Genomic DNA, 22,309 nt, shown 5'->3' on the forward strand with positions numbered 1-22,309 from the left:
GTCCATGCCCGATCGCGCGAACGTCAGGGATGTACTCCCCATCGCCGAGTTGCTGTCCTATCGGCTGTCACGCACGTCGGCGGCCCTGTCCCGCAGTGCGGCGCTGCGGTACCGCCGCGAGTTCGATGTCACGCTCGGCGAGTGGCGGGCGATCGCCCTGATCGCGTCCAATCCGACGCTCACCCTCAACCGGCTGGCCCGGCGCGCGGGACTCGACAAAGCGCAGATGAGCCGGGTCGTTACCAAGTTGACGGAGCGGGGGTTGGTCAACCGGACGGCCGGGTCGGGACGGACGCACCAGCTGGCGCTCACCGAGGCGGGCATAGAGGTCTACCGCGGGCTGATCCGCGCGGCTAACGAGCGCGACGCGACGTTCCTCGCCGTCCTGACCCCGCAGGAGCGGAAGGTGTTGGTGCGCGCGCTCGACAAGCTCGCCGACCTCGCGCTGGAAGTGGAGCGCCAGGAACGCGACCACACAAACGATGCCCAAAGTAGTTGACAAGGTCAACAGGTTCGCGTACTCCTAGAGCCAGCACGAGGAGGTGGCTCGATGGCCGACGCGAGTACGATCTGCGCGTACGTCGCCCCGGGTGGACCACAGGTCCGGCGCACCGAATCCGGGACGGAGGAAGCTTGATGGATCTCAGAACGGCGTGTCCCGTCACCGCGCACGAGGCGCTGGACCGCGCCGTGCTGCTGGCTCCCGACGTCGAGGCGGTAGTCACCGCCGACGACCGAGTCACCTACGCCGAGCTGGCTCAGGAGGTCGCCCGCATCCGCGCGGCTCTCACCGCCGCCGGCATCGGGCACGGTGACCGGGTCGGCGTCTGGCTCGGCAACGGGCCGCGCTGGGTCGCCCTGTTCGTCGCCCTCGGGAGCGTCGGAGCCGTCACCGTCCCGGTGAACACCCGGTTCACCGCCGGCGAGGTGGAGTACACGCTGCAGCACGCCCGCATCTCCACCCTGTTCATGGCGGACCGGGTCCTGCGCACGGACCTCGTCGCGATGCTGGGCGAGCTCGGCATCGGTCACGACGGGACCCCGACCTGCCCGGCCCTGCCCGAGCTCAGGTCGGTCGTCGTGCTCGGCGACGACGTCCCCGGCTGGGCGACCGCGTGGTCCGATTTCATCGACGCGGGGAGCGATGTGGGCGCCGGGCCGCCCGCCGCGGGTCCGGACGACGTCCTGCTGGTCCAGTACACGTCCGGCACCACCTCGCGGCCGAAGGGCGTGCTGCTCACCCATCGCAGCATGTGCGCCGACGCCTTCTTCGCCGGGGTACGGCTCGGCCTGCGCCCGGGCGACCGCTACCACAGTGCGCGGCCGTTCTTCCACGTCGCGGGCAGCACGCTCTCGGTGCTCGCCTCGATCCAGCACGCCACCACGCTGGTGACCATGCCCCGCTTCGAGCCCGCCGAGGCGCTGCGCCTGTTCGAGGCGGAACGGTGCACGCACTTCTCCGGCAACGACACCATCGCGCTGATGCTGCTCAACCACCCCGACCGCCCCCGGCGGACGCTGCACCTGCGGGGAGCCTGGGTCGCGGCGTCCCCGACCGTGATCCGGCGCGTGATCGACGAACTCGGCGCCACCGAGTGCGTCGCCGCCTACGGCCTGTCCGAGGCCTCCCCCAACGTCGCGTTGTCCGCCTGGTGGGAGGAGGAGGCCGTACGGGCCTCCGGCGCGATGCGCGTCCAGCCGGGTGTCGAGGTCCGGATCCGCGCCTTCGACGGCGGCGCCGACTGCGCCCCCGGGGAGCCGGGCTCGATCCTCGTCCGCGGCTGGAACGTCATGCAGGGCTATTTGGACGACGCCGAGCAGACCGCCGCCACCATCGACGCCGACGGATGGCTGTTCACCGGCGACGTCGGCATCCTCGACGAGGCCGGGCGCCTGCACTTCGTCGGACGCACCAAGGACATCATCAGAGTCGGCGGGGAGAACGTCGCGCCCGCCGACATCGAGGATGCCCTGCACCGCCATCCCGGCGTCCGCCAGGCCGCCGTGGTCGGGGTCCCCGACGAGCGGTTGATCGAGGTTCCCTTCGCGTTCGTCGTGCTCACCGAGGCCGGTAGCGCCACCGAGGAGGAGTTGCTCGACTGGTCCCGCGCGCACCTCGCCGGGTTCAAGGTCCCCCGTTACCTCCGCGCCGTCGACGGGTTCGAGGACATCGGGATGACCGCGAGCTCGAAGGTGCAGAAGAACCAGCTCGCGGCCCACGCGCGCAAGCTGCTCGAGCAGGAGCGCAGCGAGGTGGGAGCGTGATCTCCACCTCGGTCACCCGCCTGCTCGGAATCGACCTGCCGATCATTCAGGGCGGCATGTCCTGGGCCTCGTCCAGCTCGGCCCTGCCGCTCGCCGTGAGCCGGGCCGGTGGACTCGGCGTGGTCGCCGTGGGCCCGATGCGGCTCCCCGACCTCACGCGCACACTCGACGAGATGGCCGACGGGACCGACCGGCCGTGGGCCGTCAACCTTCCCCTCTACCGGCGGGGCGCCGACGAGGTGATCGACGTCCTGCTCCAGCGCAGACCGCCGATCCTGATCGCGTCGCAGGGCGGACCGCAGCGCTACCTCGATCGGTTCCGCGACGTCGGCACCACGTGCCTGCACGTCGTCGCCGGCACCGAGCACGCCCACAAGGCCGCGGCGGCGGGCGTCGACGGGCTCGTCGTCGTCGGCGCCGAGGCGGGCGGCCACCCGCCGCCCGCCATGGTCACCACGCAGGTCCTCGTGCGCGCCGTCGTCACCGAGGTCCCCGACATCCCCGTCATCGCCTCCGGCGGCGTCGCCGACGGTGCGGGCCTCGCCGCGATGCTCGCCCTCGGGGCCGGCGCCGCGCAGTTCGGCACCCGATTCCTCGCCAGCCACGAGGCGACCGTCCACCCGAACTACAAGGCCGCCGTCCTCGCGGCGACCGTCGACGGCACCCGCGCCGTCGGACGCGGGCTCGGCGTCACCCGCGCGCTCGCGAACGAGTTCACCGCCCGCATGACCGAACTCGAAGAGTCCAACGCGGACCTCGACGTGCGCCGCAAGGCGTTCCAGGCCGCGACGCTGCGGGACGCCGCGCTGTACGGCGACGTCACGTGGGGCAAGGCCGAGGCGGGCCAGTCCGCCGGACTCATCCGCTCGGTGCTCCCGGCGACCGAGATCATCGAGCAGATCGTCGCGGAGTACACCAGCGCCTGTGAGCGGCTCCGCCCACCTCGGTGACGGTCGCCCGGCGTGCTTCGGCGCCTGTCGTCGATCACCCGACATGCGGCGATCACCCGATCCGGTGCGGGCTCGAGGCACCTTGACAGCACCGAACCCGGCGAGATCGGATATGGGATCCAAGCTTTGCCCTTGAGGCAGGGGAGGTAGGTCTTGAACGCTACTGTTCAAGAGACGCGGATCGGCCACGTCACCACGGGGTTCGCCCACGACTCGGCCGAGTTCCACCACGGCGTCTCCGCCTCGTTCATCCCACTCCGCGTGATCAGAGTTGCACCTAACGATCGTCCTATACCCGCGCGCTTACTGACAAACCAGAGTCCGCCGCTGCGGGCGAAACCGAGCTTGATGAGCCGAGCGGGGGTCACAGGCGCTGCCTCAGCCGCGCCCGTGGCGTTCTCGCTCGCCCTCGCCTCGTCTTACTCCGGTGAGGAGAACCATGATTAGCGATCTTTCCGAAGCCTCGATCCGTCACCCCATCCACGGACTTCTCGCGGCCGCGGACCTCGGCCTCACCAGAACCGATCCGCCGTCCGCCCTCGTCGGCCGCGTGGTCGTGCTCTACGACGACCACGGCACCCGCGTCACGCACCGTTTCGGCACGGACACCGTCACGTGGACGCGTAGCCCAGGGCGCGAAGACGACGTCTCGGCCTCGGGAGAGGGCCGCTATGAGGCGTTCCGGATCGCGGACGATCTCTTCTACGTGCAGTTCCGCCACACGCAGACGTCGGCGGAGTCGGTAAGCCTCACGCTCGACTTCACGAGCGGGCACGCGCTGTCGGTGATCACCCTGATCAGCGACCCCGCACCGGGCGGGCCCCGGGTCCGGCAGCGCTTCGCGACGGCGCGGATCGAAGGCATCGAGTCGACCATGCTCCCACCCGCGCCGTCCACCGCGCTCACCGGCCGCCGTGTGCTGTGGGAGTACGGCCCCGACCGCGTGTACGAGCACATCTACCTCGGGCCGCGGCAGTACACCTGGCAGTGCCTGGCCGGTTCGGAGGAAGGGCTCGCGGACACCGACGAGTGCACCGCCTACGAACTGCGTCCCGGCATCTTCCTGTTCGCCTGGCGGGAGAAGGCGCTCCCCTGCGCGGCGGTGACGGTCACCGACCACCGCGACATCCGCAGCATCCGTTCACGGGGCGTGCTGTTCGGGCTCGACGAGTCCCGGCAGGGTCTCGCCCATTTCACCCTCGACGGGTTCGGCAGGCTGATCGGCACGACGGTCTATCCCGCCGAGTTCGACCCGGCGCGTTAGACCCGGTTTCCGCGGGCCGGACGGCGTAAGCCGTCCGGCCTGTGGTGCCCGCACCATGCGATCACACGGACTGATACATCACGTCTAGTATCTGCGGAGAGCGGGATGAACAGAGGCAGAGCGAGGACCGTACTCACCCTCGGGACGGCGGCCGTGCTGGCGGGCGTGACCGCGTGCACCGGCGAAGGCGGCGACGCCGCCGGAGAAGACGTACGACCGACGATCCGCTACGGGATCATGACCCAGGGCTTCACGTCGATGGATCCGCTCCAGGCGCTGCAGCCGCTGGACCGGATCCTGTCGATGATGCTGTTCGACGGCCTGGTGCGGTACCGCACCAGCGACACCACCGCGCCGTTCGAGCCGGGCATCGCGCGGGACATCCCGCAGGCGCGGACGAGGGACGGCAAGCAGGTCTGGACGATCCACCTTCGCGACGGCGTCACCTGCCCGGCCGGCCGCAAGACCGCGGCATACCAGCTCACGTCCGAGGACGTCGTGTACTCGCTGCGGCGTGCCGCCGACCCCGAACGGTCGTCGTTCGCCACCAGCTACACCGACTACAAGAGCGTCACCGCCCCCGACCCCCGCACGGTCGAGGTCACGACGACGCACCCGGTCTCCCCGGCGGTGTTCCTGTCGACGATCTCCAACTGGCAGGGCGGGCTCGTGGTGTGCAAGAAGGCGGTGGAGGCCGAGGGAGACGAGTTCGGGCTGCACCCGGTGGGGCCGGGCCCGTACACGTTCCGCGGTTACACGCCGGGACAGCAGGTCGAGCTCGCCGCCAACGACAGCTACTACCTCGGCAAACCCCTCGCGGCCGGGTGGACGATCCGCTTCATGAACGACGACACGGCCCGGCAGGCCGCGTTGTTCAGCGGCGACGTCGATCTGATAGACCCGTCGTCCGGCGGCGACCTGGGGCTGCGGGTGATCGACGAGCGAGAAGGGTTCAAGGTCGTCACGGCCCCGTTGTTCGGGATCTGGTACGCCGCGTTCAACACCAAGGTCAAGCCGCTGGACGACGTGCGGGTGCGCCGCGCGCTGGCGTACGCGCTCGACCGCGCCGACTACGTGGCCGCGGCCGGCGCGCGCACCGCCGAACCCGTGCTCAGCGCCTGGAGCGACGCGATGCCGGGCGGGGTGCCCGACGCGCACACCAAGCAGGCGGGCCTGGCGTACGACTACGACCTGGACAAGGCACGCGAACTACTGGCCGAGGCGGGATATCCGGACGGTTTCGGCCTCACCGTCACAGGACCCTCCGGCATGCAGTACTACGAGATCCTTCAGGCGCAGCTCAAGAAGATCGGCATCCGGGTGGCGATCCGGAACGTCGACACGCCGACCTGGCAGAAGGCCCAGCTGTCCGGGAAAGAACCGATCATCGTCACGCTCATCGCGTACCGGGCCACCCCGCAGACCACCTATGGCGCGTTCTTCTACGGCCCCTCTTCCGTGCTCGGCGGAAGCCGTCCGGCGCAGAACTACATCGGCTACGACGGCGCGGACGCGCTGATCGAGCAGGTCGCGCGGGAGTCCGACCCGGAACGCCAGAAGCGGCTGTGGCAGGACATCAACGACCAGATCCTCCGCGACGCCGCGGTGAAGCCGCTGATGCTGTCCCACCGGACCTACGGCGCGGCGTGCGGGTTCACCTGGGGCGGCGCCGAGCCGCCCGTGGCGATCCCCGGGAACTGGCAGGCCGGCTACAAGGCCACCGTCGACCGCAAGGCCAAGGGGTGTTGAGCTCGTGACGACTCCCCGCGACCTCGCAGCAGAACACCACGACCGTCAGCGGACGCGGCCGTTTCCCTGTCCGAGATCCGAAGGAGTAGCCACCCGATGACCGTGACACCCGTCCCGTTCGACCCCGATCTCCTGCCCGTCTACCAAGCGCTCCACACCGGCGGGGGCCCGCCGCTCGGCCCGGAGACCGTACGCGCGCAGCGCGACGGCGGCGGGTCGATGACCAAGCCCATCGAGCAGATCCTCGGCGGCCGCCCGGTGGAGTTCGAGGACCGGGTGATCCCGGGCCCGGCCGGAGCCCCCGACCTCACCGTCTCCATCCTGCGCCCGAAGAACGGGGTCACGACTCCGGCCGCGCTGTACAACATCCACGGCGGCGGGATGTGCATGGGCAACCGGTTCTGGTCCATGGAAAGCTTCGTGGAGCTCGTCGACGTCTACGGGCTCGTCGCGGTCTCGGTCGAGTACCGGCTCGCGCCCGAGCACCCGCATCCCGCGCCGGTCGAGGACTGCTACGCGGGCCTGGTCTGGGTCTCCGAGCACGCCGGCGAGCTGGGCTTCGACCCGGGACGGATCGTCGTGATGGGGCGCAGCGCGGGCGGCGGCCTCGCCGCGGGCGTGTCGCTGCTGGCGCGCGACCGGGGTGGGCCCGCCATCGCCGGGCAGGGGCTGTACTGCCCGATGATCGACGACCGGAACACCACGGCGTCGAGCCACCAGTACGACGGGATCGGCTGGTGGGACCGCAACAGCAACCTCTGGGGCTGGCGTTTCCTGCTGGGTGACGACGCGGGCGGCCAGGAGGTGTCCCCGTACGCCGCGCCGTCGCGGGCGACCGACCTGTCCGGTCTCCCGCCCGCCTACATCGACGCGGGCGCCTGCGAGGTGTTCCGCGACGAGGCCGTCGACTACGCGACACGCATCTGGGCGGCGGGCGGCCAGGCCGAGCTGCACATCTGGGCGGGGGCGTTCCACGGCTTCACGGAGCAGGCGCCGGACGCCGCGGTCAGCCGGGCGTCGAAGGCCGCCCGCGGCTCCTGGCTGGAGCGTGTCCTCGGTCTCCCCCGGGCGACCGCTCGGGAGGCCGCAGGCGCCCCGGCCGGCACGCCGGTCGGCGGGGCGCACGGGTGACGGCGGCCTCCGTCCTCGATATGCACCAGCTTTTACATGTGATATATTAGGATCTAAACAAGGCTTCACGCAACGCCGTCGTCATCGGCCCAGGCGAGGACCGGGGCCAGGCCGTCCGGCGATCAAGAAGAAGTGAGGAGCGATCCATGACGATGAACTTTCGCCCCGCAGAGCTCGATCTGAGCGACGCGAAGCAGCGGCCGCTCGTGCCGCCGAGCGCCACGCCCATCGAGCCGGCCGAGATTCTCACCCGCAACCGCGTCCTGCACATGAGCGAGGACAAGAAGTTCATCATCGGCACCTGGGAGTGCGCGCCGGGGTCGTCCCGTTGGGAGTACGACAACCGCGAGGAGTCCGTCTACGTGATCTCCGGCACCATGACCGTGCAGGAGGACGGCGGCGAGCCCGTCAAGCTCACGCCCGGGTCGAGCGCGGTGTTCCCCTTCGGCTGGAAGGGCACCTGGACCGTCCACGAGACCTTCCAGAAGGTGTACCACATCTACCGCCACTAGATCCTGGCACGCAGAAAGGCCCGGAAGCCGTACGGCTTCCGGGCCTTCCGCGTTGTGCGCCTGGCACAGGGGGTCGCTGGGAGGGTAGGTCCCCTGCTACTCGTAGGCGGGGAAGTGGCAGGCGTTCAGCGCGCCGAGCCCGGAACGGTCGAGCAGTGCGGGTTCCTCCTGCGCGCACACGTCGGCGGCCTTCCAGCACCGGGTGCGGAACCGGCAGCCGCTCGGCGGATCGGTCGGGCTGGGGACGTCGCCCTCCAGGATGATCTCTTTCCTGCGGCCGCGTGAGGAGACGTCGGCCGAGGGGATGGCGCTCAGCAGCGCCTGCGTGTACGGGTGGCCGGGCTCGGACAGCACCTCCGGGCCGGCCTCGACGATCCGGCCCAGGTACATCACCAGCACGCGGTGGCTGACGGCGCGCACCACGGCCACGTCGTGCGCGATGAGCAGGTACGCCAGTCCCAGCTCGTCCTGCAGGTCCATGAGCAGGTTGATGATCTGGGCCTGGATCGACACGTCGAGCGCGGAGATCGGCTCGTCGAGCACCAGCACCCGCGGCTTCAGCGCGAGCGCGCGCGCGATGCCGATGCGCTGCATCTGCCCGCCGGAGAACTCGTGCGGGAACCGGTTCGCGTACACGGGCTGGAGCCCGACCATCTCCAGGAGCTCTTCGGCCACGTGCTTGTCCCGGGGGATCCCCTGCACGCGGAGGGGCTCCTCGATGATGTCCCGCACCCGCATCCGCGGGTTGACCGACGCGAACGGATCCTGGAAGACGATCTGCACCTCCCGCCGCAGCATCCGCATCTGGCTCCGGCTCGCGGTCCTCAGGTCCATGCCCTTGTACCGGATGGACCCGGCGGTCGGGCGGACCAGCCCGACGAGCGACCGTGCGACGGTCGACTTGCCGCACCCCGACTCCCCGACGAGCGCGACGGTCTGACCCTTGTCCAGCGTGAAGTCCACTCCGTCGACGGCGTACACCGTCTCGGCGTACCGGCCGCGCACGCGCCTGCCGAGCGGAAAGTGGATCTTGAGTCCCTCGATCCGCAGCAGCTCCTCGCCGACCGGTTCCGTGGGGTCCACCACGTCTTGTTGTGTGCTGTGGAACATGAGCTACGGCTCCTCACCGTCGAGCACGAGCGCGGGGGCACGCTCAGGGAGTGACCTCTTCAAGGAAGTGGCACGCGGACCGATGGTCGTCCGTCGGCGCCGGGCGCAGCTCCGGCTGTTCCAGGAGGCACCGCTCCCGGTCGCCGCGGAGGCCGCACCTGGGCGCGAAGGAGCATCCGGGGGGCAGGTCCGTCGGGTTGGGCGGAAGGCCGGGGATCGGCGTGAGCCGCCGCCGGACGGAGTCCGCCGGCAGCCGGCTCGGCGTGCACCGGAGCAGGCCGACGGTGTAGGGGTGCTTGGGGTTCTCGAGCACCTCCTCGACGGTGCCCATCTCCACCACCCGCCCCGCGTACATGACCAGGACGCGGTCGACGTTCTGCGCCACCAGGCCGATGTCGTGGGTGATCAGCATGATCCCGACGTTGGTGCGCTGCTGCACCTCGCGCAGCAGCCGCATGATCTGCGCCTGGATCGTGGCGTCGAGCGCGGTGGTGGGCTCGTCGGCGATGAGCACCTTCGGGTCGCAGCTCATGGCCATGGCGATCATCACGCGCTGCCGCATGCCGCCGGACAGCTCATGCGGATACTGCCGGGCGCGCCGCTCCGGCGCCGGCACCCCGACGGCGGCGAGCAGTTCGACGGCCCGGCGCCGGGCCGCCTCCTTGTCGGCCCTGGACGGCTTGCGCCGATGGGCCAGGATCCCCTCGGCGATCTGCGCGCCGATCCGGTGGACGGGGTTGAGCGAGGTCATCGGATCCTGGAAGATCATCGCCACGTCGGACCCGCTCGCCGCCCTCAGGCTGCGGCGATCGAGCGCCAGCAGGTTCTTCCCGTCCACCCGGATCTCGCCGGACACGACCTTGCCCGCGGGCTTCGGGATCAGCCCGAGGATCGACATCGCGGTCACGCTCTTGCCCGACCCGGACTCGCCGACGATGCCCAGCGTCTCCCCGGCACGCAGGTCGAAGCTCACATCGTTCACCGCCGCCACGGTCCCGCGTTTGGTGGTGAACACCGTCGTCAGGTTCCGCACGGACAGGCATCCGTCCGACGCCGGGGTCTGCGGTGGTTCGTGGATTTCGGACTCGGTCACGTCGGTCATCGACACACCTTCGGGTCGGCCGGTCTCCGGCGGGTCAGTTGTTCGCGGTCCGGGGATCGAGCGCATCCCGCAGTCCGTCACCGAGGAGGTTGAAGCCCAGGGCGGCGACGAAGATCGCCAATCCGGGCACCAGCGAGAACAACGGGTCTGTCTGCAGGTAGGTGGTGCCGTCGCGGAGCATGCCACCCCAGGTGGCCGTGGGCGGCGGCAGGCCGAGGCCGAGGAAGCTCAAGCCCGCCTCGATCCGGATCGTCACGGCCGCGGTCATGCTGGCGATGACCACCATCTCGCTGCGCAGGTTGGGCCAGATGTGCTTGTACAGGATCCACGGCGCCCGCGCGCCGAACACGATGCTGCTCTTCACGAACTCCCGCTCCCGGAACGCCAGGGCGGGGCCGTGCGCGAGCCGGGCGAACACCGGGACGATGCCGATCACGATCGCCAGGGTGATGTTCCAGGTTCCCTGGCCGAACAGGGCGACGAAGAGCAGGGCGAGGATGAGCCCGGGGAACGCCATCGCCACGTCGATGATCCACAGAATCGCGCGCTCGGTCTTCCCTCGGAAGTAGCCGGCGATCATTCCAATCGGAATGCCCAGGGCCATTCCCAGCAGCACCGACGACACCCCGATGAGCATCGAGGTCCGCGTGCCGTGGATCAGCCGCGTGTAGATGTCCCGGCCGAACTGGTCGCGGCCGAGCCAGTGCGCGGCGCTCGGCGACTCCAGTTGTGCCGCCAGGTCCTGGTGCGCCGGGTCCTGAGAGGTGAACAGGGTCGGGAAGAGCGCGACGAACACCAGGAAGGCGATCAGCAGCCCGCCGATGATCAGCAGCGGATTGAGCCGGCGCAGTCCCCGCCTTCCGGGCTTCAAGAGATCTCGTGAGCCGCCTGTGCCCGTTGGGGGGACGACGGCGGTCACCACCGCTCCCGAGTCGTTCGTCGTCATGCTCGCACCGGCATTCGTGTCGTCTCGACGTCGCTCAGGCGCCGAGTGCTGTGGATACGGAGCGGCCGGAGGGTTATCGGATCCATGGAGGACCTCACGCCGTCTTGGTTCGGGGGTCGAGGACGTGGTAGAAGGCGTCGACGGCCGCGTTCACGAGGACGATCACCGTGGTGACCACGATGATGCAGCCCTGCACGGTCGTGTAGTCACGTGCCTGCATGGCGTTGACCATCAGGCTGCCGAGCCCCGGGCGGGCGAACACCGTCTCGATGAGCACCGCGTCCCCCACCAGGGTGATGAACGAGATGCCGGCGATCGGGACGAGCGGCAGCGAGCCGGGCTGGAGGACGTGGCGCACGAGGACGCGGCCCTCCCGCACCCCTTTCGCCCGCGCCGTGCGGACGTGGTTCTCCCCGATGATCTCGACCATGAGGGAGCGGGTGACCCGGGAGGTGTAGGCGGTGCTCACGATTCCCATGGCCAGCGCGGGCAACAGGATGCGTTGCAGGTTGGAGCCGATCTCGGTGAAGGGGGCGACCCCGTTGGTCGGCAGACCGAGCGGCAGCGCGATGAACAGGACCAGCAGCACGGCGACGAAGAAGCTGGGGAAGGACAGCCCCACCAGCGACATGACCCGCCCGACGATGTCGGGCGACCTGTCCTTCCACACCGCTTCCACGATGCCGAGGGTGATGCCGCCGAGCTTGCCGATGATGAGACCCGCCACCGCGAGCTCCAGCGTGTGCGGGAGCACGCTCAGGATCGTCCCGCTCACCGGCAGGCCGTTGGTGAGCGACTCGCCGAGGCTGCCCCGGACGAGTTGCGTCAGGAAGTTCCAGTACTGCGTGAGCAGCGGGTCGGTGAGCCCGAGCTTCTCGTTGAGCCGCGCCACCGCGTCCGGGGACGCGTCCTGGCCCAGCACGGCCACGGCGGGACCGCCGGGGGTGAGCCGGATCAGGAAGAACACGGCGGTGGAGACCACCCCGAGGGTCAGCAGCAGCCGCCCGAACAGCTTCAGGGAGTAGCGCGCCATCAGCCGTTCTCCGCTCGTGATGCCACGGGTGCGCCGCAGGCGGCTCGCGATGCCGCGAACACGCGGGCGAGCATCGGAAGGTGGTGCACGGAGGTCCGCGCGATGAGCGTCGTGGCGACACAGTCGTGCCACCGCGTCTCCAGATCCCGCTGGACCTTCTCGGGCGGACCGACCAGCGCGATGGCCTCGACCATCTCCGTGGGCACCGCGGCCGCCATGCCCGCGCGGTCCCGGGCCTTGAACCGCGCGACGATCTCCTTGCACGGCTCCTCGAAGCCGAGCCGCGCGATGGAGTTGTAGTGGAAGTTCATGCCTTCCGCGCCGTTGGCCGCGACCTGGAAGGCGATGCCCGGCCGGAGCTCGTCGGCGGCCGTCTCGACGTCCGGTCCGAACGCGACGGCCACGCCGGGGGCCACCTCGAAGTTCTCGGGGCGGCCTCCGGGCCGGCGGCTGAACCCGATCTCCAGGCGTTCCCGGTACCAGTGGTCGAACTCCGGGGAGAAGTTCGTCGGCAGCCAGCCGTCGGCGATCTCGGCGGCCAACGAGATGTTCTTCGGCCCCTCCGCGCCCAGGTGGATGGGAATGTCGGTGCGGGCGTCCCGGATGCCCGGGCGGATCGAGCGTCCCAGCCCGGTTCCGCCCGTCACCGGGAGCTTGTAGATCTCGCCGTCGTAGGCGACCCGCTCGCGCGCGAACGTGTCGCGCATGATCGCGATGTACTCGCGGGTCCACCGCAGCGGCCGTTCGAAGGGCATGCCGTACCACCCCTCGACGACCTGCGGGCCGGACAGCCCCAGGCCGACGACCACGCGCCCGCCGGAGAGCCGGTCCAGCGTCATGGCGGCCATCGCGGTCGCGGTCGGGGCACGGGCCGCCATCTGCGCGACGCCCGTGCCGAGACGCATCGTCCGGGTCTTGGCGCCCCACCAGGCCAGGGGGGTGAAGGAGTCGGTGCCGTACGACTCCGAGGTCCACCCCGACTCGTACCCCGCGGCCTCGGCGGCCTCGGCGGCGTCGGCGCCCAGCGTGTAGATCGAGCAGGCGAGCTTATCGATCACCTGACGCTCCTTCCGGCCCGACCCCCGCCCGCGGCGTGGTCACCACTGGAAGTTCGCCCCGTTCTCCCGCCTCGCGAGCTGCGCGGTGCGCATGACCCGGTAGCCCGCCTGGACGGCGGCGCCGTAGGGGATCTCGGCGGACTCGTAGAAGAACCTCTTCGCCATGTGCACCGCGTAGGACGGGTTCGCCGCGATCTGCCGCGCCACCTCCATGGCTCGTTCCTCGAGCCGCTCGGCGGGCACGACCTCGTTCACGATGCCGATCCGCAGGGCCTCGTCCGCCGGCACGCGCCGGCCGGTGACGAGCATCGACATCGCCGCCCGCATGCCGACGACCTCGCACAGCCGCGGGATGCCGTTGCCCTGGACGAGGCCGTGCGTGACCTCCGGGTGCCCGAACACCGCGTCCTCGCTCGCGATCACGAGGTCGGTGAGGTTCACGACCAGCGTCCCGAGACCCAGCGCGTATCCCTGCACCGCCGCGATGATCACGGGCCGTGCGTACCGGAAGTTGTGCGACATCTCGCTGCCGGTGGACACCTCGAACGAGGGCGTCCGGCTCTGCCCTAGCTGGCTGCCCAGCTCGCTGAGGTCGGTGCCGCCGCAGAACGCCCGGCCCTCGGCCCGCAGCACGACCGCGCGGCAGTCCTGCAGCTCGTCTCCGGTGAGCACCTCCGCCAGCCGCCGGTGCATCTCGAAGTTGAACGCGTTGAGCTTCTCCGGCCGATTCAGCGTGATGACGCCGACGCCATCGGTCACGACCTGGAATTCGACCTCAGCCACTCCAGCACCTCTCTTCCGGACAGAACGGGATCAGCAGTCTTTGGCTTGGGAATCGATGGTGGCCTTGTAACTCGGCTGCCAGTTGCCGGGAATCGCGACCGTCGGCTCAGCGCCGCCCATGGTGAACCCGCAGACCGCGCCGTACGCCTGGTAGGACACGTAGAGCGGCTTCGCCGCGGCGTCCTGCAGGATCTTGTCGTTGATCTCCTGCCACAGCTGCGCCTGCTCCTTGGAGTCGGACGTCTCGGACGCCTTCTCGATCAGGGCGTCGGCGCCGTCGTATCCGCCGAAGTTCTGCGCGGGGTGCTTACCGCCCCGGACGGCCGAGGGGCCGTAGAAGAAGTCCGTGAACGGGATCTGCGGCGTGGGCCGGTAGGAGATGAGACTGAGCATGAGCGGCTCCTGGCCGGTCATGATCGCCGTCTGCCAGGTGGGCACGTCCACGTTCTTGATCTTGACGTTGACGCCGATCTCCTTCATCTGGGCCTGAAGGATCTGGAAGGAGGTCGCGTTGCTGGGCGCGGTGACGGTGACGTCGAAGCCGTTGGGATATCCCGCCGCCGCGAGCATCTGGCGGGCCTTCGCCACGTCGAAGTCGTACGCCAGGCCGGCCTGCTGCACATGCTCGTCGGGGATGCCGCCCGGCAACTGGGCCCCCCACACGCTGAGCGTCGGCTTCGCGGTCCGCTGCCCGGCCGAGGCCACGTAGTCGGCGCGGTTGACCGCGTACGCCAGCGCCCTGCGCACCTCCGGCTTGGCGGTCGGGCCGACCTTCGTGTTGAACAACAGGTACCAGGTGCCGAAGAGCGGAGCCTCGACGACCTTGAACCCCTGCCGGGAGTCGATGACCTCAAGGCCCTTGTCGCCGGTCGCGGTGGGCGCCGCGACGTCGAGGTCGCCGCCGAACAGGGCGGCCTGCCGGGCCGTGTCGTCCGCCATGAACCGGATGTCCCACCCGGCGGACAGCGGCTTGCCCAGGTAGTAGTCGTCGTTCGCCAGCAGCTTGATGCGCTGGCCCGGGGTCCAGCTCTCGAACTTGAACGGCCCCGGCCCGACCGGGTGCTTGCCGAAGTCCTGGCCCTCGGCCTCCGCCGCCTTCTTGCACACCACGAGCCCGCCCTGCCAGTTCGAGATCGTCGGCAGGAACGCGGCGGGCGACACCGGGTGCTTCATCGTCACCTTCACGGTGCCGGGGTCCACCGCCTCGACCTTGTCATAGGCGGTGAACACCGAGGCGAACGTCGAGGTGTCGGGGTTGGCGGCCCGCTTCAGCGAGAACACCACATCGTCCGACGTCAGATCGTAGGCCGGGGTCTTCTGGCCGGCGGGGCACTTCACGCCGGTGCGGAGCGCGATCGTCCACACCTGCTTGCCGTCCTGCGTCGCGGCCTGGGGGATCTCCTTGGCGATCCCCGGCTCGAACGGCGCCGTCGAGTTGCCCGGCTGGTAACGGACCAGACCGTCGAACAACATCATCGACAGCGTGCGGTCGACCGGCTGTACGGCACGGACCGGGTCCATCGACGTGATGCCCTCGGTGGCCACGCCCCATCGGATGGTCGGCCGCTCGTTCGTCGCCGAACCGCCGCCGCTGCCCGCGTCGGCACTACAGCCGGTGGCGGCCAATACCGCGACGAGCGCGGCAGGGCCGGCCACGCGGGCCTGAACCCTGAATACCTTCATTGTTCGCTCCCATGTCCCGGGCACTGACCCGATTCCGACAGTTTTAGGAATTGCTGCTACGGGTCGAGCCGAGACGGCGGCGATCCCGTCCCCGAGTGGTGGAAACCGCGCTGGGCTGCTTGCGGCCCGCGATGTAGCTTTGAATGTTACACCTGAAATATCACATACGCAATGGTCACTCGGTCGCGCGCGCGGCGACCGCGCCGTTCTCCGCGGCGGCCGGCGACGCCGCGGCCGCACGGCCGGCGGACCACCCCTCGCGGGTCATCAGGCTGACGTCCCGGGCGTACTCGAAGGCGCGGTCGAAGTCGAGCTCCTGGACGGCCCGGAAGACCCGCTTGGTGAGGCGGATCGCGGTCGGCGACTTCTCCGCCAGCGCCTGGGCGTAGCCGACGGCCTCGGCCATCAGGTCGTCGGCGGGCACGACCCGGGTGACCATGCCCATCGCGTGGGCCTCGGCCGCCTCGACGAACCGGCCGGACAGCAGCAGGTCGAGGGCCTGCAGACGCCCGACCGCGCGGCTCAGGCCGACCGCCACCGTGACCGCGGCGATCCCGTGGTTGGTCTCGGGATAGCTGAACCGCGCCGTGTCGGCCGCGATGACGACGTCACACGACACCGCGATCGCGCAGCCGCCGCCGACGGCGAACCCGTTGACCGCGGCGATCACCGGCTTCGGCACCCGCGACAACCGCTCGTAGATCCGGTCGTTGTCGATCGCCTGCGAGTACCGGCCCCACAGGTCCTCCGGCGGGCGGCCCGTCCCGGCCTCCTTGAGGTCGGCGCCGGACGAGAACGCCGAGCCGTTGCCGGTGACGACGATCGCGCCCACCTCCGGGTCGGCGACGGCGTCGTCCACCGCCTGATGGAAGCGCCGCATCATCTCGCTGTTCAGCGCGTTGCGGACCCGGGGGCGGTTGAGGGTGATGACGCGCACCCGGCCGTCGGTCCGGGTCAGCACCACCTCGGCGTTGTCAGCCACTCGCTCTCTCCTGACGTCGATGGGACAAGGCGGGAATCGGAAGGATGGGAAGGATCGGCGCGGTCAGGAGCCGACGAGAAGGCGCACGGGGTTGTCCGTCATGATGGCTTCGACCACGTCGGCGGGCACCCCGGCCTGCTGCAGGTCGGGCACGACCCGCTTCAGCACGTAGGCGTATCCGGGTCCGCCCGCGGTGCCGCGGTCCGGCGGGATGCACACGTCGTGGGAGATCAGCAGATGCGACGCCCAGCCCCGGCGGATGAACTCCGCCATGTTGCGGATGCGCCGTTCCTGCTGGTGGGGGTTGCGGGGGCCGTTGCGGTCGTAGCTCACCATCGCGCCGCGTTTCGCGAGCTGCTCGTGGTAGTCGAGGTAGGGGTACATGTCGCAGTGGGCCACCGCGACCCGCCGCAGGTCGCAGCCCTCCTCCTCGAGCACGTCGAGCTGCCAGCTCCCGACGTCGCTCTTCACCGCGTGCAGGACGAGCCCGAGACCGGTCTCCTTCTGGGCTCTGGCCGCCGCGCGCAGCACGCGCTCCTCGGCCGCGGACAGGTAGCCGTGGTCGGCCCCGATCTCGCCGATCACGCCCGGCCGGACGCCGTGCACCCCGGTCCTGATGTCCTCCAGCAGGACCTCGGTCAGCTGCGCGACGCTGACCTTGTTCATGTCCTGCTCGTAGAAGGACTCGCGGTACCAGCCGCAGCCCATCACGATGTGCACGCCGGTCTGCTCCGACACCGACCGCAGCAGACCCGGGTTCCTCCCCAGGCCGTTGTTCGTGAGGTCGATGATCGTGGCGCCGCCCGCCGCCGTGAACTCCCGGAGGTCGGTCACGGCGTCCTCGGAGTCGTCCAGGGTGGGATCGGGCCGGTTCTTGACGAGGTCGCAGACCACGTGCTCATGCGGCAGGATCCGGCCCAGTTCCGAGGTCGGGACCGGGCCGCGCACGGTCTGGACGGTCCTCGCTACGCCGCGTTCCACAGGTCGTCCCTGTCGCTCTTGAGCGTGACCTCGGCGATGCCCTCCGGCGCGGCCACGAGCTCCACCTCGGTGAGCCGCTGGGCGTCCTCGAGTCTCCAGCCGGGCACGAGCTCGCGCACGATCGCCTTGCCGTCCTCCAGGTCGATCACGCCGATGTCGGTGACCAGCCGGTCGACGCACCGCGGCGCGGTCATCTCCAGGTCGAGCCGGTTGACGAACCGCCGCGGGCGCGGCAGCAGCTGCATGGCGACGACCACCCGCCGGGCGCAGAACGCCAGGTCCTGGGCACCGCCGATCGCGCCCGCCACCGCGCCGGGCAGCCAGAAGTTGGCGAGGTCGCCCTGCGCGCTCACCTGGAACGCTCCGAGGATCGTCGCGTCGAGGTGGCCGCCCCGGATCAGGGCGAAGGACTCCGCGTGATCCATGACGACCATCCCGGGACGGGGGACGAGCGGCTGCCTGCCGGCCGAGGCCAGCGACGGGTCGACCTCGTCCTGGGTGCGGGCCGTCCTGCCGTGCCCGAGGACGCCGTGCTCGCTGTGCAGCAGGATGTCGTCGTCGTCCTCGATGAAGAGGCTGCACATCATGGGCACGCCGACGCCCAGGTTGATGACTTCTCCCTCACGGAAGTCCTGTGAGATGCGTCGCGCGATTCCGACCCTGGACAGGGATGGCGCGGAGGGGTGTTGAGCTGGCGTCATAGCCTGGCCGGGGGTCCGGGCGTAGTGTCCCCCGAACTCCTTTCCCGAGGATGGATTCACCCGAGGCCGCCCGTTCGCCTCGGTCCTGGAACTCACTGGACCGCCCGTCACCTCACCATGAGGCGCCTGTCGCTCAGTACGATCCGGTCCACGTACGGACCGGGGGTGACGATGTGCTGCGGGTCCAGGTAGTCGACGACCTCCTCGACCTCCACGATCGTCACCTTGCCGCTGCCGGCCACGACGGGGTTCGTCGTCCGGGCGCCGTGCCGGTAGATGAGGTTGCCGAACCGGTCGGCCTGGTAGGCGGAGATGATGGCGAAATCGGGGCGGAGCGCCGTCTCGAGAACGTGCGGCACGCCGTCGAAGTGACGGATGTCCTTGCCCGCACCGATCTTCGTGCCCGCGCCGACGGGGGTGTAGACGCCGCCGAGACCGGCGCGCCCGCAGCGCAGCCGCTCGCACAGGCTGCCCTGCCCGATCAGCTCGATCTCCACGTCGCCCCGCCGGACACCCGCCTCCAGCGGCCCGTCGGCGTTCGGGTTGTTGATCGACGAGAAGGTGGTGATCGCCTTGCTCACCTGGCCGAGCTCGGCGAGGTATCCGACAGGGTAGACGCCGTCCTCCGGCTCCGGGATGTACGGCTGGTCGCCGCGGCGGGTCCCGTACGACTGCGCGCCGGCGCGGCCGCGGCCGGACTCACACGCGATGATCGTCAGGTCGCGCAGTCCGCGCTCGGCGATTGCCTTGATCAGCGTGCTCGGGACGCCGGGCACTCCGACGAAGCCGCCGAAAGCGATCATGGCGCCGCTTTCGATGTCGGCGACGGCCTTGGCCGCCGACTCCACGACCTTGTTGATCATCAGTCACCTTCCGTGCGTTTCGACAACTTCGAGTAGACGGTGGACGCCGGCTCGCCGTTCGGGTGCGCCGTCACCACGAGAAGGCGCACCCGTGCGGTGGCGTCCAGCATGTGGTCCCGCATGGCGATGTAGGCGGCGTCGGGGTCGCCGGCCTCGATCGCCTCCGCGATGGACCGGTGCTGCGCCGCGGACTCGAGGAGCCTGCCGGGCTGGCTGAGGTTGCGGAACCGCAGCAGGCGCACCCGCCCGTCCAGCACCGCGAACGAGTCCCGCAAGCCGTCGCTCCGGGCCATCGCGAGCAGGGCTTCGCGGCGTTCTTCCAGCGCCCGCACATATTCCTGGACGTTGTTGGAGCGCGCCAGCCGTTCGAGCTCGTCGAAGGCCTCGCGAAACGCGGCACGTTGTTCCGGGGTGCCGCGTTCGGCGGCCCAGGCGGCCATCATGGGTTCCAGCGCGGTCTTGATCTGGTAGACGTCGGTGATCTCCTGCGGGCTGATCTCCCGGACGAAGACGCCGACGCGCGGGGCGATGGTGACGAGACCCTCCACGCTCAACTGCTGCAGAGCGTCACGCACCGGTGTCCGGGACACCCCGAACCGCTCGGCGAGTTCGTCGGTCGAGATCCGCGCGCCGGAGGCCATCGTGCCGTTGTAGATCAGCGCGCGGATCTCCTCGATGACGACGTCCTTCGCCGAGAGGACACGGAGTCTCAGGGGAGTGCGCACAACCTCAAGTGTGAGCACTGATGTACTACATGTCAAGGATCAGCATCTCAGCGCCGCTCGATGACACCACTTCGATCAACACGGGCCGGCCCTGCCGTACGGCTACGATTACGTCAGGGGGTTCTGCACATCAGCGCTAATGGAGTAGGTGACATCGTTGGATTCACAGGTCAGGATCCTCTCGGCCAAGGATGTGGTCGCCGAGGAGATCCGCGCGCTGATCTACAACGGCACGATGGCCTCCGGCGCGCGGATCTCGACCGACGAACTCGCCGAGCGGTTCGGGGTGTCCCGGACACCGGTGCGTGACGCTCTGCAGCAGTTGAGCGTGGAGGGTCTCGTCACCATCGCCCCGCGCGTCGGCGTCTTCGTCCGGGAGATCAGCCCGCAGGAGATCACCGACGTCTACCAGATCAAGACCGCGCTGGAACCCATGATGGCCGCCTGGGCCGCCGTACGCGGCACCCCGGAGCAGCGGAGCGCCCTGCTGCGGTCGGTGACCGATCTGGAGCGGGTGGCCGAGGCCGGGGACATCCCCGCGTACGTCCGCATGATCGAGGAAAGACACGAGGTGATGCTGACGATGGCCGGGAGCGGCGGGTTACGCGACGCGCTGGGAGTTCTCGACGGCCGCGTACGCCTGCTGCGGTTCCGCAACCTCAGCCAGCCCGGCAGTCTCGCCGAATCCGTCGCGGGACACCGCGCCGTCGCCGAGGCGATCGCCGCCGGCGACCCGCAGGCGGCCTACAACGCGATGCAGGCCCACAAGGCGCGTTCGACCGCGAAGATCGAGGCGCTGATGCCGGCGACCGCCAGCGACACACCGTCGATCACGCAGTTGGCGGCGGGCCGGCGCGGGACGTCCCGGTCGGCGCGCGGGCCCAGGAAGCGCTCGACGTCGACCTCGAAGTAGGCCCGCGTCAGGCCGGGCGGGTCCCCCGATGACCCGCCGCCTGCCCTCGTTCACCGGAAGTCGCCGGCCCGGCCGGCCGCGCGTGTCATGAGTGGTGGCCGTGCCTACCCGCCACTCGCGCTCTTCCCGATCCGGACCGACACGAACTTCGCCTGGGTGTAGTGGCGCAGCGCCTCGACGCCCTTCTCCCGGCCGTGGCCGCTGTTCTTGTAGCCGCCGAACGGGCCCTCGATCAGCCCGGCCGTCCACTCGTTGACGTAGACCTGTCCCACCTGCAGGGCGGCCGCGACGCGGTGAGCACGGCCGAGATCCGCCGTCCAGAGGCCCGCCGCGAGACCGTAGTCGGAGTCGTTGGCCTTGGCGACGGCGTCGTCCTCGTCGTCGAACGGGATGACCGCCAGGACCGGGCCGAAGATCTCCTCACGAGCGATCCGCATCTCGTTCGTCACCCCGGTGTAGACCGTCGGTTCGATCAACCACCCCTCGCCGGTGGACCGCCCGCCCGTGGCCAGTGTGGCCCCCTCCTGGCGCGCGACATCGAAGTAGGACAACACCTTCTCGAACTGGTCCTTCGTCGTCTGCGGCCCGTAGTCCTCGCCCGGTTTCACCGTCCGCACCCGTTCGACCAGCCGTGCCACGAACTCGTCGTGGATCTCGCGGGCCAGCAGCAGACGGGTGCCGTTCGAGCAGACCTGCCCGGCGTTCCCGACGAACGCCCGCGTCGCGCCGGCGACGGCGGCGTCGAGGTCGGCGTCGGCGAACACGATGTTCGGCGACTTCCCGCCCAGTTCGAGCGTGATAGGGATGATCTTCTCGGCGGCGGCACGGCCGACCAGGCGGCCGGCGCGGACCGAACCGGTGAACGCGACCTTCCGGACATGCGGGTGCTCGACGATCGCGCCGCCCACGACGTCGCCCATGCCGGTCACCACATTGAGCACCCCTGGCGGCAGCCCGGCCTCGGCCGCGATCCGCCCGAGCTCCAGCGTGGTCGACGACGTGAACTCCGACGGCTTGCAGACCACGGCGTTGCCGACCGCCAGCGCCGGCGCCACTCCCCTGGCCGCCTGGTTGAGCGGGACGTTCCACGGGGTGATGACTCCGACCACGCCGAACGGCTCGTGCCGCGTGTATCCGTGGTAGCCGTCGCCGAGATCGAGGATCTCCCCCGCCGGCACGTTGACCAGGCCCGCGTAGAACTCGAAGAACGCCGCCGCGCCCCTGATCTCGACGTCGGCCTGCCGCAGCGGCTTGCCGGTCTCGGCGGCCTCCAGTTCGGCGAGCCGCTTCCGCTCGCGCCGCAACCCCGCCGCGATGCCCATCAGGACCCGGCCGCGGCGGATCGGCTTCTCCGCCGCCCACCCGGCGAAGGCGGCCTGCGCGGCGGCCACCGCCCGGTCGGCGTCCTCCCGGGTGCCCAACGGGATCTCGCACACGGCCTCGTCCGTACCGGGCCTGGTCGAGGTGAGCCGCTCTTCACCCGCCGACGGCGCCGGACTGCCGTTGATCCAGTGCTCGTACCTGATCATTAGTCTGCGAACTCCTCACCGACCGAACC

The 22,309-nt window shown here is 70.1% G+C and carries 19 protein-coding genes and 1 pseudogene; 8 read left to right on the forward strand and 12 right to left on the reverse strand.

Annotated features, from left to right (window positions below):
- The first annotated feature begins 4 nt into the window (after positions 1–4).
- The 7 genes from BJ981_RS07580 to BJ981_RS07610 all read left to right on the forward strand — a co-directional run bounded on the left by BJ981_RS07580 (position 5) and on the right by BJ981_RS07610 (position 7,871).
- Positions 5–499, forward strand: coding sequence for a MarR family winged helix-turn-helix transcriptional regulator (locus tag BJ981_RS07580; protein WP_184609268.1), 495 nt, complete (start codon positions 5–7; stop codon positions 497–499).
- A 137-nt stretch (positions 500–636) separates the two neighbouring features.
- Positions 637–2,265: an AMP-binding protein gene (locus BJ981_RS07585; protein WP_184609270.1), complete on the forward strand. Its 1,629-nt coding sequence runs from the start codon at positions 637–639 to the stop codon at positions 2,263–2,265.
- Positions 2,262–3,215, forward strand: coding sequence for an NAD(P)H-dependent flavin oxidoreductase (locus tag BJ981_RS07590; protein WP_184609278.1), 954 nt, complete (start codon positions 2,262–2,264; stop codon positions 3,213–3,215). The genes BJ981_RS07585 and BJ981_RS07590 overlap by 4 nt, the downstream gene beginning before the upstream one ends.
- A 439-nt stretch (positions 3,216–3,654) precedes the next feature.
- Positions 3,655–4,479 (forward strand): MoaF C-terminal domain-containing protein, encoded by an 825-nt coding sequence (locus BJ981_RS07595; RefSeq protein ID WP_184609280.1) that lies wholly within the window; start codon positions 3,655–3,657, stop codon positions 4,477–4,479.
- 105 nt (positions 4,480–4,584) lie between these two features.
- On the forward strand, positions 4,585–6,228 hold the full coding sequence (locus tag BJ981_RS07600) for an ABC transporter substrate-binding protein (RefSeq protein WP_184609282.1): 1,644 nt from the start codon (positions 4,585–4,587) through the stop codon (positions 6,226–6,228).
- A gap of 96 nt (positions 6,229–6,324) precedes the next feature.
- Entirely contained in the window at positions 6,325–7,359 is a 1,035-nt protein-coding gene (locus tag BJ981_RS07605; RefSeq protein WP_184609284.1) for an alpha/beta hydrolase, read from the forward strand.
- 146 nt (positions 7,360–7,505) lie between these two features.
- A complete protein-coding gene (locus BJ981_RS07610; protein ID WP_184609287.1) occupies positions 7,506–7,871 on the forward strand; it encodes a cupin domain-containing protein in 366 nt (121 codons plus the stop codon).
- A gap of 96 nt (positions 7,872–7,967) precedes the next feature.
- Here BJ981_RS07610 and BJ981_RS39760 read toward each other — a convergent pair.
- From BJ981_RS39760 to BJ981_RS07670, 11 genes and pseudogenes are all read right to left on the reverse strand, one after another.
- A pseudogene (locus BJ981_RS39760) lies at positions 7,968–10,083 on the reverse strand (ABC transporter ATP-binding protein).
- 34 nt (positions 10,084–10,117) lie between these two features.
- Positions 10,118–10,954, reverse strand: a complete 837-nt coding sequence (locus tag BJ981_RS07625; RefSeq protein ID WP_184609302.1) for an ABC transporter permease — start codon at positions 10,952–10,954, stop codon at positions 10,118–10,120.
- A gap of 169 nt (positions 10,955–11,123) precedes the next feature.
- Entirely contained in the window at positions 11,124–12,062 is a 939-nt protein-coding gene (locus BJ981_RS07630) for an ABC transporter permease (protein ID WP_184609304.1), read from the reverse strand.
- Complete coding sequence (locus BJ981_RS07635; protein WP_184609306.1) at positions 12,062–13,120, reverse strand: LLM class F420-dependent oxidoreductase; 1,059 nt, start codon at positions 13,118–13,120, stop codon at positions 12,062–12,064. The genes BJ981_RS07630 and BJ981_RS07635 overlap by 1 nt, the downstream gene beginning before the upstream one ends.
- A gap of 39 nt (positions 13,121–13,159) precedes the next feature.
- Complete coding sequence (locus tag BJ981_RS07640; protein WP_184609308.1) at positions 13,160–13,903, reverse strand: enoyl-CoA hydratase/isomerase family protein; 744 nt, start codon at positions 13,901–13,903, stop codon at positions 13,160–13,162.
- 30 nt (positions 13,904–13,933) lie between these two features.
- Positions 13,934–15,586, reverse strand: coding sequence for an ABC transporter substrate-binding protein (locus tag BJ981_RS07645; protein WP_184609310.1), 1,653 nt, complete (start codon positions 15,584–15,586; stop codon positions 13,934–13,936).
- A gap of 175 nt (positions 15,587–15,761) precedes the next feature.
- Positions 15,762–16,568, reverse strand: a complete 807-nt coding sequence (locus BJ981_RS07650) for an enoyl-CoA hydratase/isomerase family protein (protein WP_184609312.1) — start codon at positions 16,566–16,568, stop codon at positions 15,762–15,764.
- Positions 16,569–16,631: 63 nt separating this feature from the next.
- Positions 16,632–17,549, reverse strand: a complete 918-nt coding sequence (locus tag BJ981_RS07655; RefSeq protein WP_184609314.1) for a phosphotriesterase family protein — start codon at positions 17,547–17,549, stop codon at positions 16,632–16,634.
- Positions 17,534–18,250: a CoA-transferase gene (locus tag BJ981_RS07660; protein WP_184609317.1), complete on the reverse strand. Its 717-nt coding sequence runs from the start codon at positions 18,248–18,250 to the stop codon at positions 17,534–17,536. Before BJ981_RS07660 ends, BJ981_RS07655 begins: the two co-directional genes overlap by 16 nt.
- A 107-nt stretch (positions 18,251–18,357) precedes the next feature.
- Positions 18,358–19,113 (reverse strand): CoA transferase subunit A, encoded by a 756-nt coding sequence (locus BJ981_RS07665; RefSeq protein WP_184609318.1) that lies wholly within the window; start codon positions 19,111–19,113, stop codon positions 18,358–18,360.
- Positions 19,113–19,838 carry a GntR family transcriptional regulator gene (locus tag BJ981_RS07670; protein ID WP_184609320.1) on the reverse strand — a complete coding sequence of 242 codons (726 nt, stop codon included), beginning with the start codon at positions 19,836–19,838 and terminating at the stop codon, positions 19,113–19,115. The genes BJ981_RS07665 and BJ981_RS07670 overlap by 1 nt, the downstream gene beginning before the upstream one ends.
- Positions 19,839–19,995: 157 nt before the next feature.
- On the opposite strand from BJ981_RS07670, the gene BJ981_RS07675 reads away from it, so the two are divergent.
- Entirely contained in the window at positions 19,996–20,751 is a 756-nt protein-coding gene (locus BJ981_RS07675; protein ID WP_184609322.1) for a GntR family transcriptional regulator, read from the forward strand.
- Between the two features lie 104 nt (positions 20,752–20,855).
- On the opposite strand, the gene BJ981_RS07680 is transcribed toward BJ981_RS07675, so the two are convergent.
- Positions 20,856–22,280, reverse strand: coding sequence for an aldehyde dehydrogenase family protein (locus BJ981_RS07680; RefSeq protein WP_184609324.1), 1,425 nt, complete (start codon positions 22,278–22,280; stop codon positions 20,856–20,858).
- Between the last annotated feature and the right edge of the window lie 29 nt (positions 22,281–22,309).

This window comes from Sphaerisporangium krabiense (genome assembly GCF_014200435.1).
GTDB classification, from domain to species: domain Bacteria; phylum Actinomycetota; class Actinomycetes; order Streptosporangiales; family Streptosporangiaceae; genus Sphaerisporangium; species Sphaerisporangium krabiense.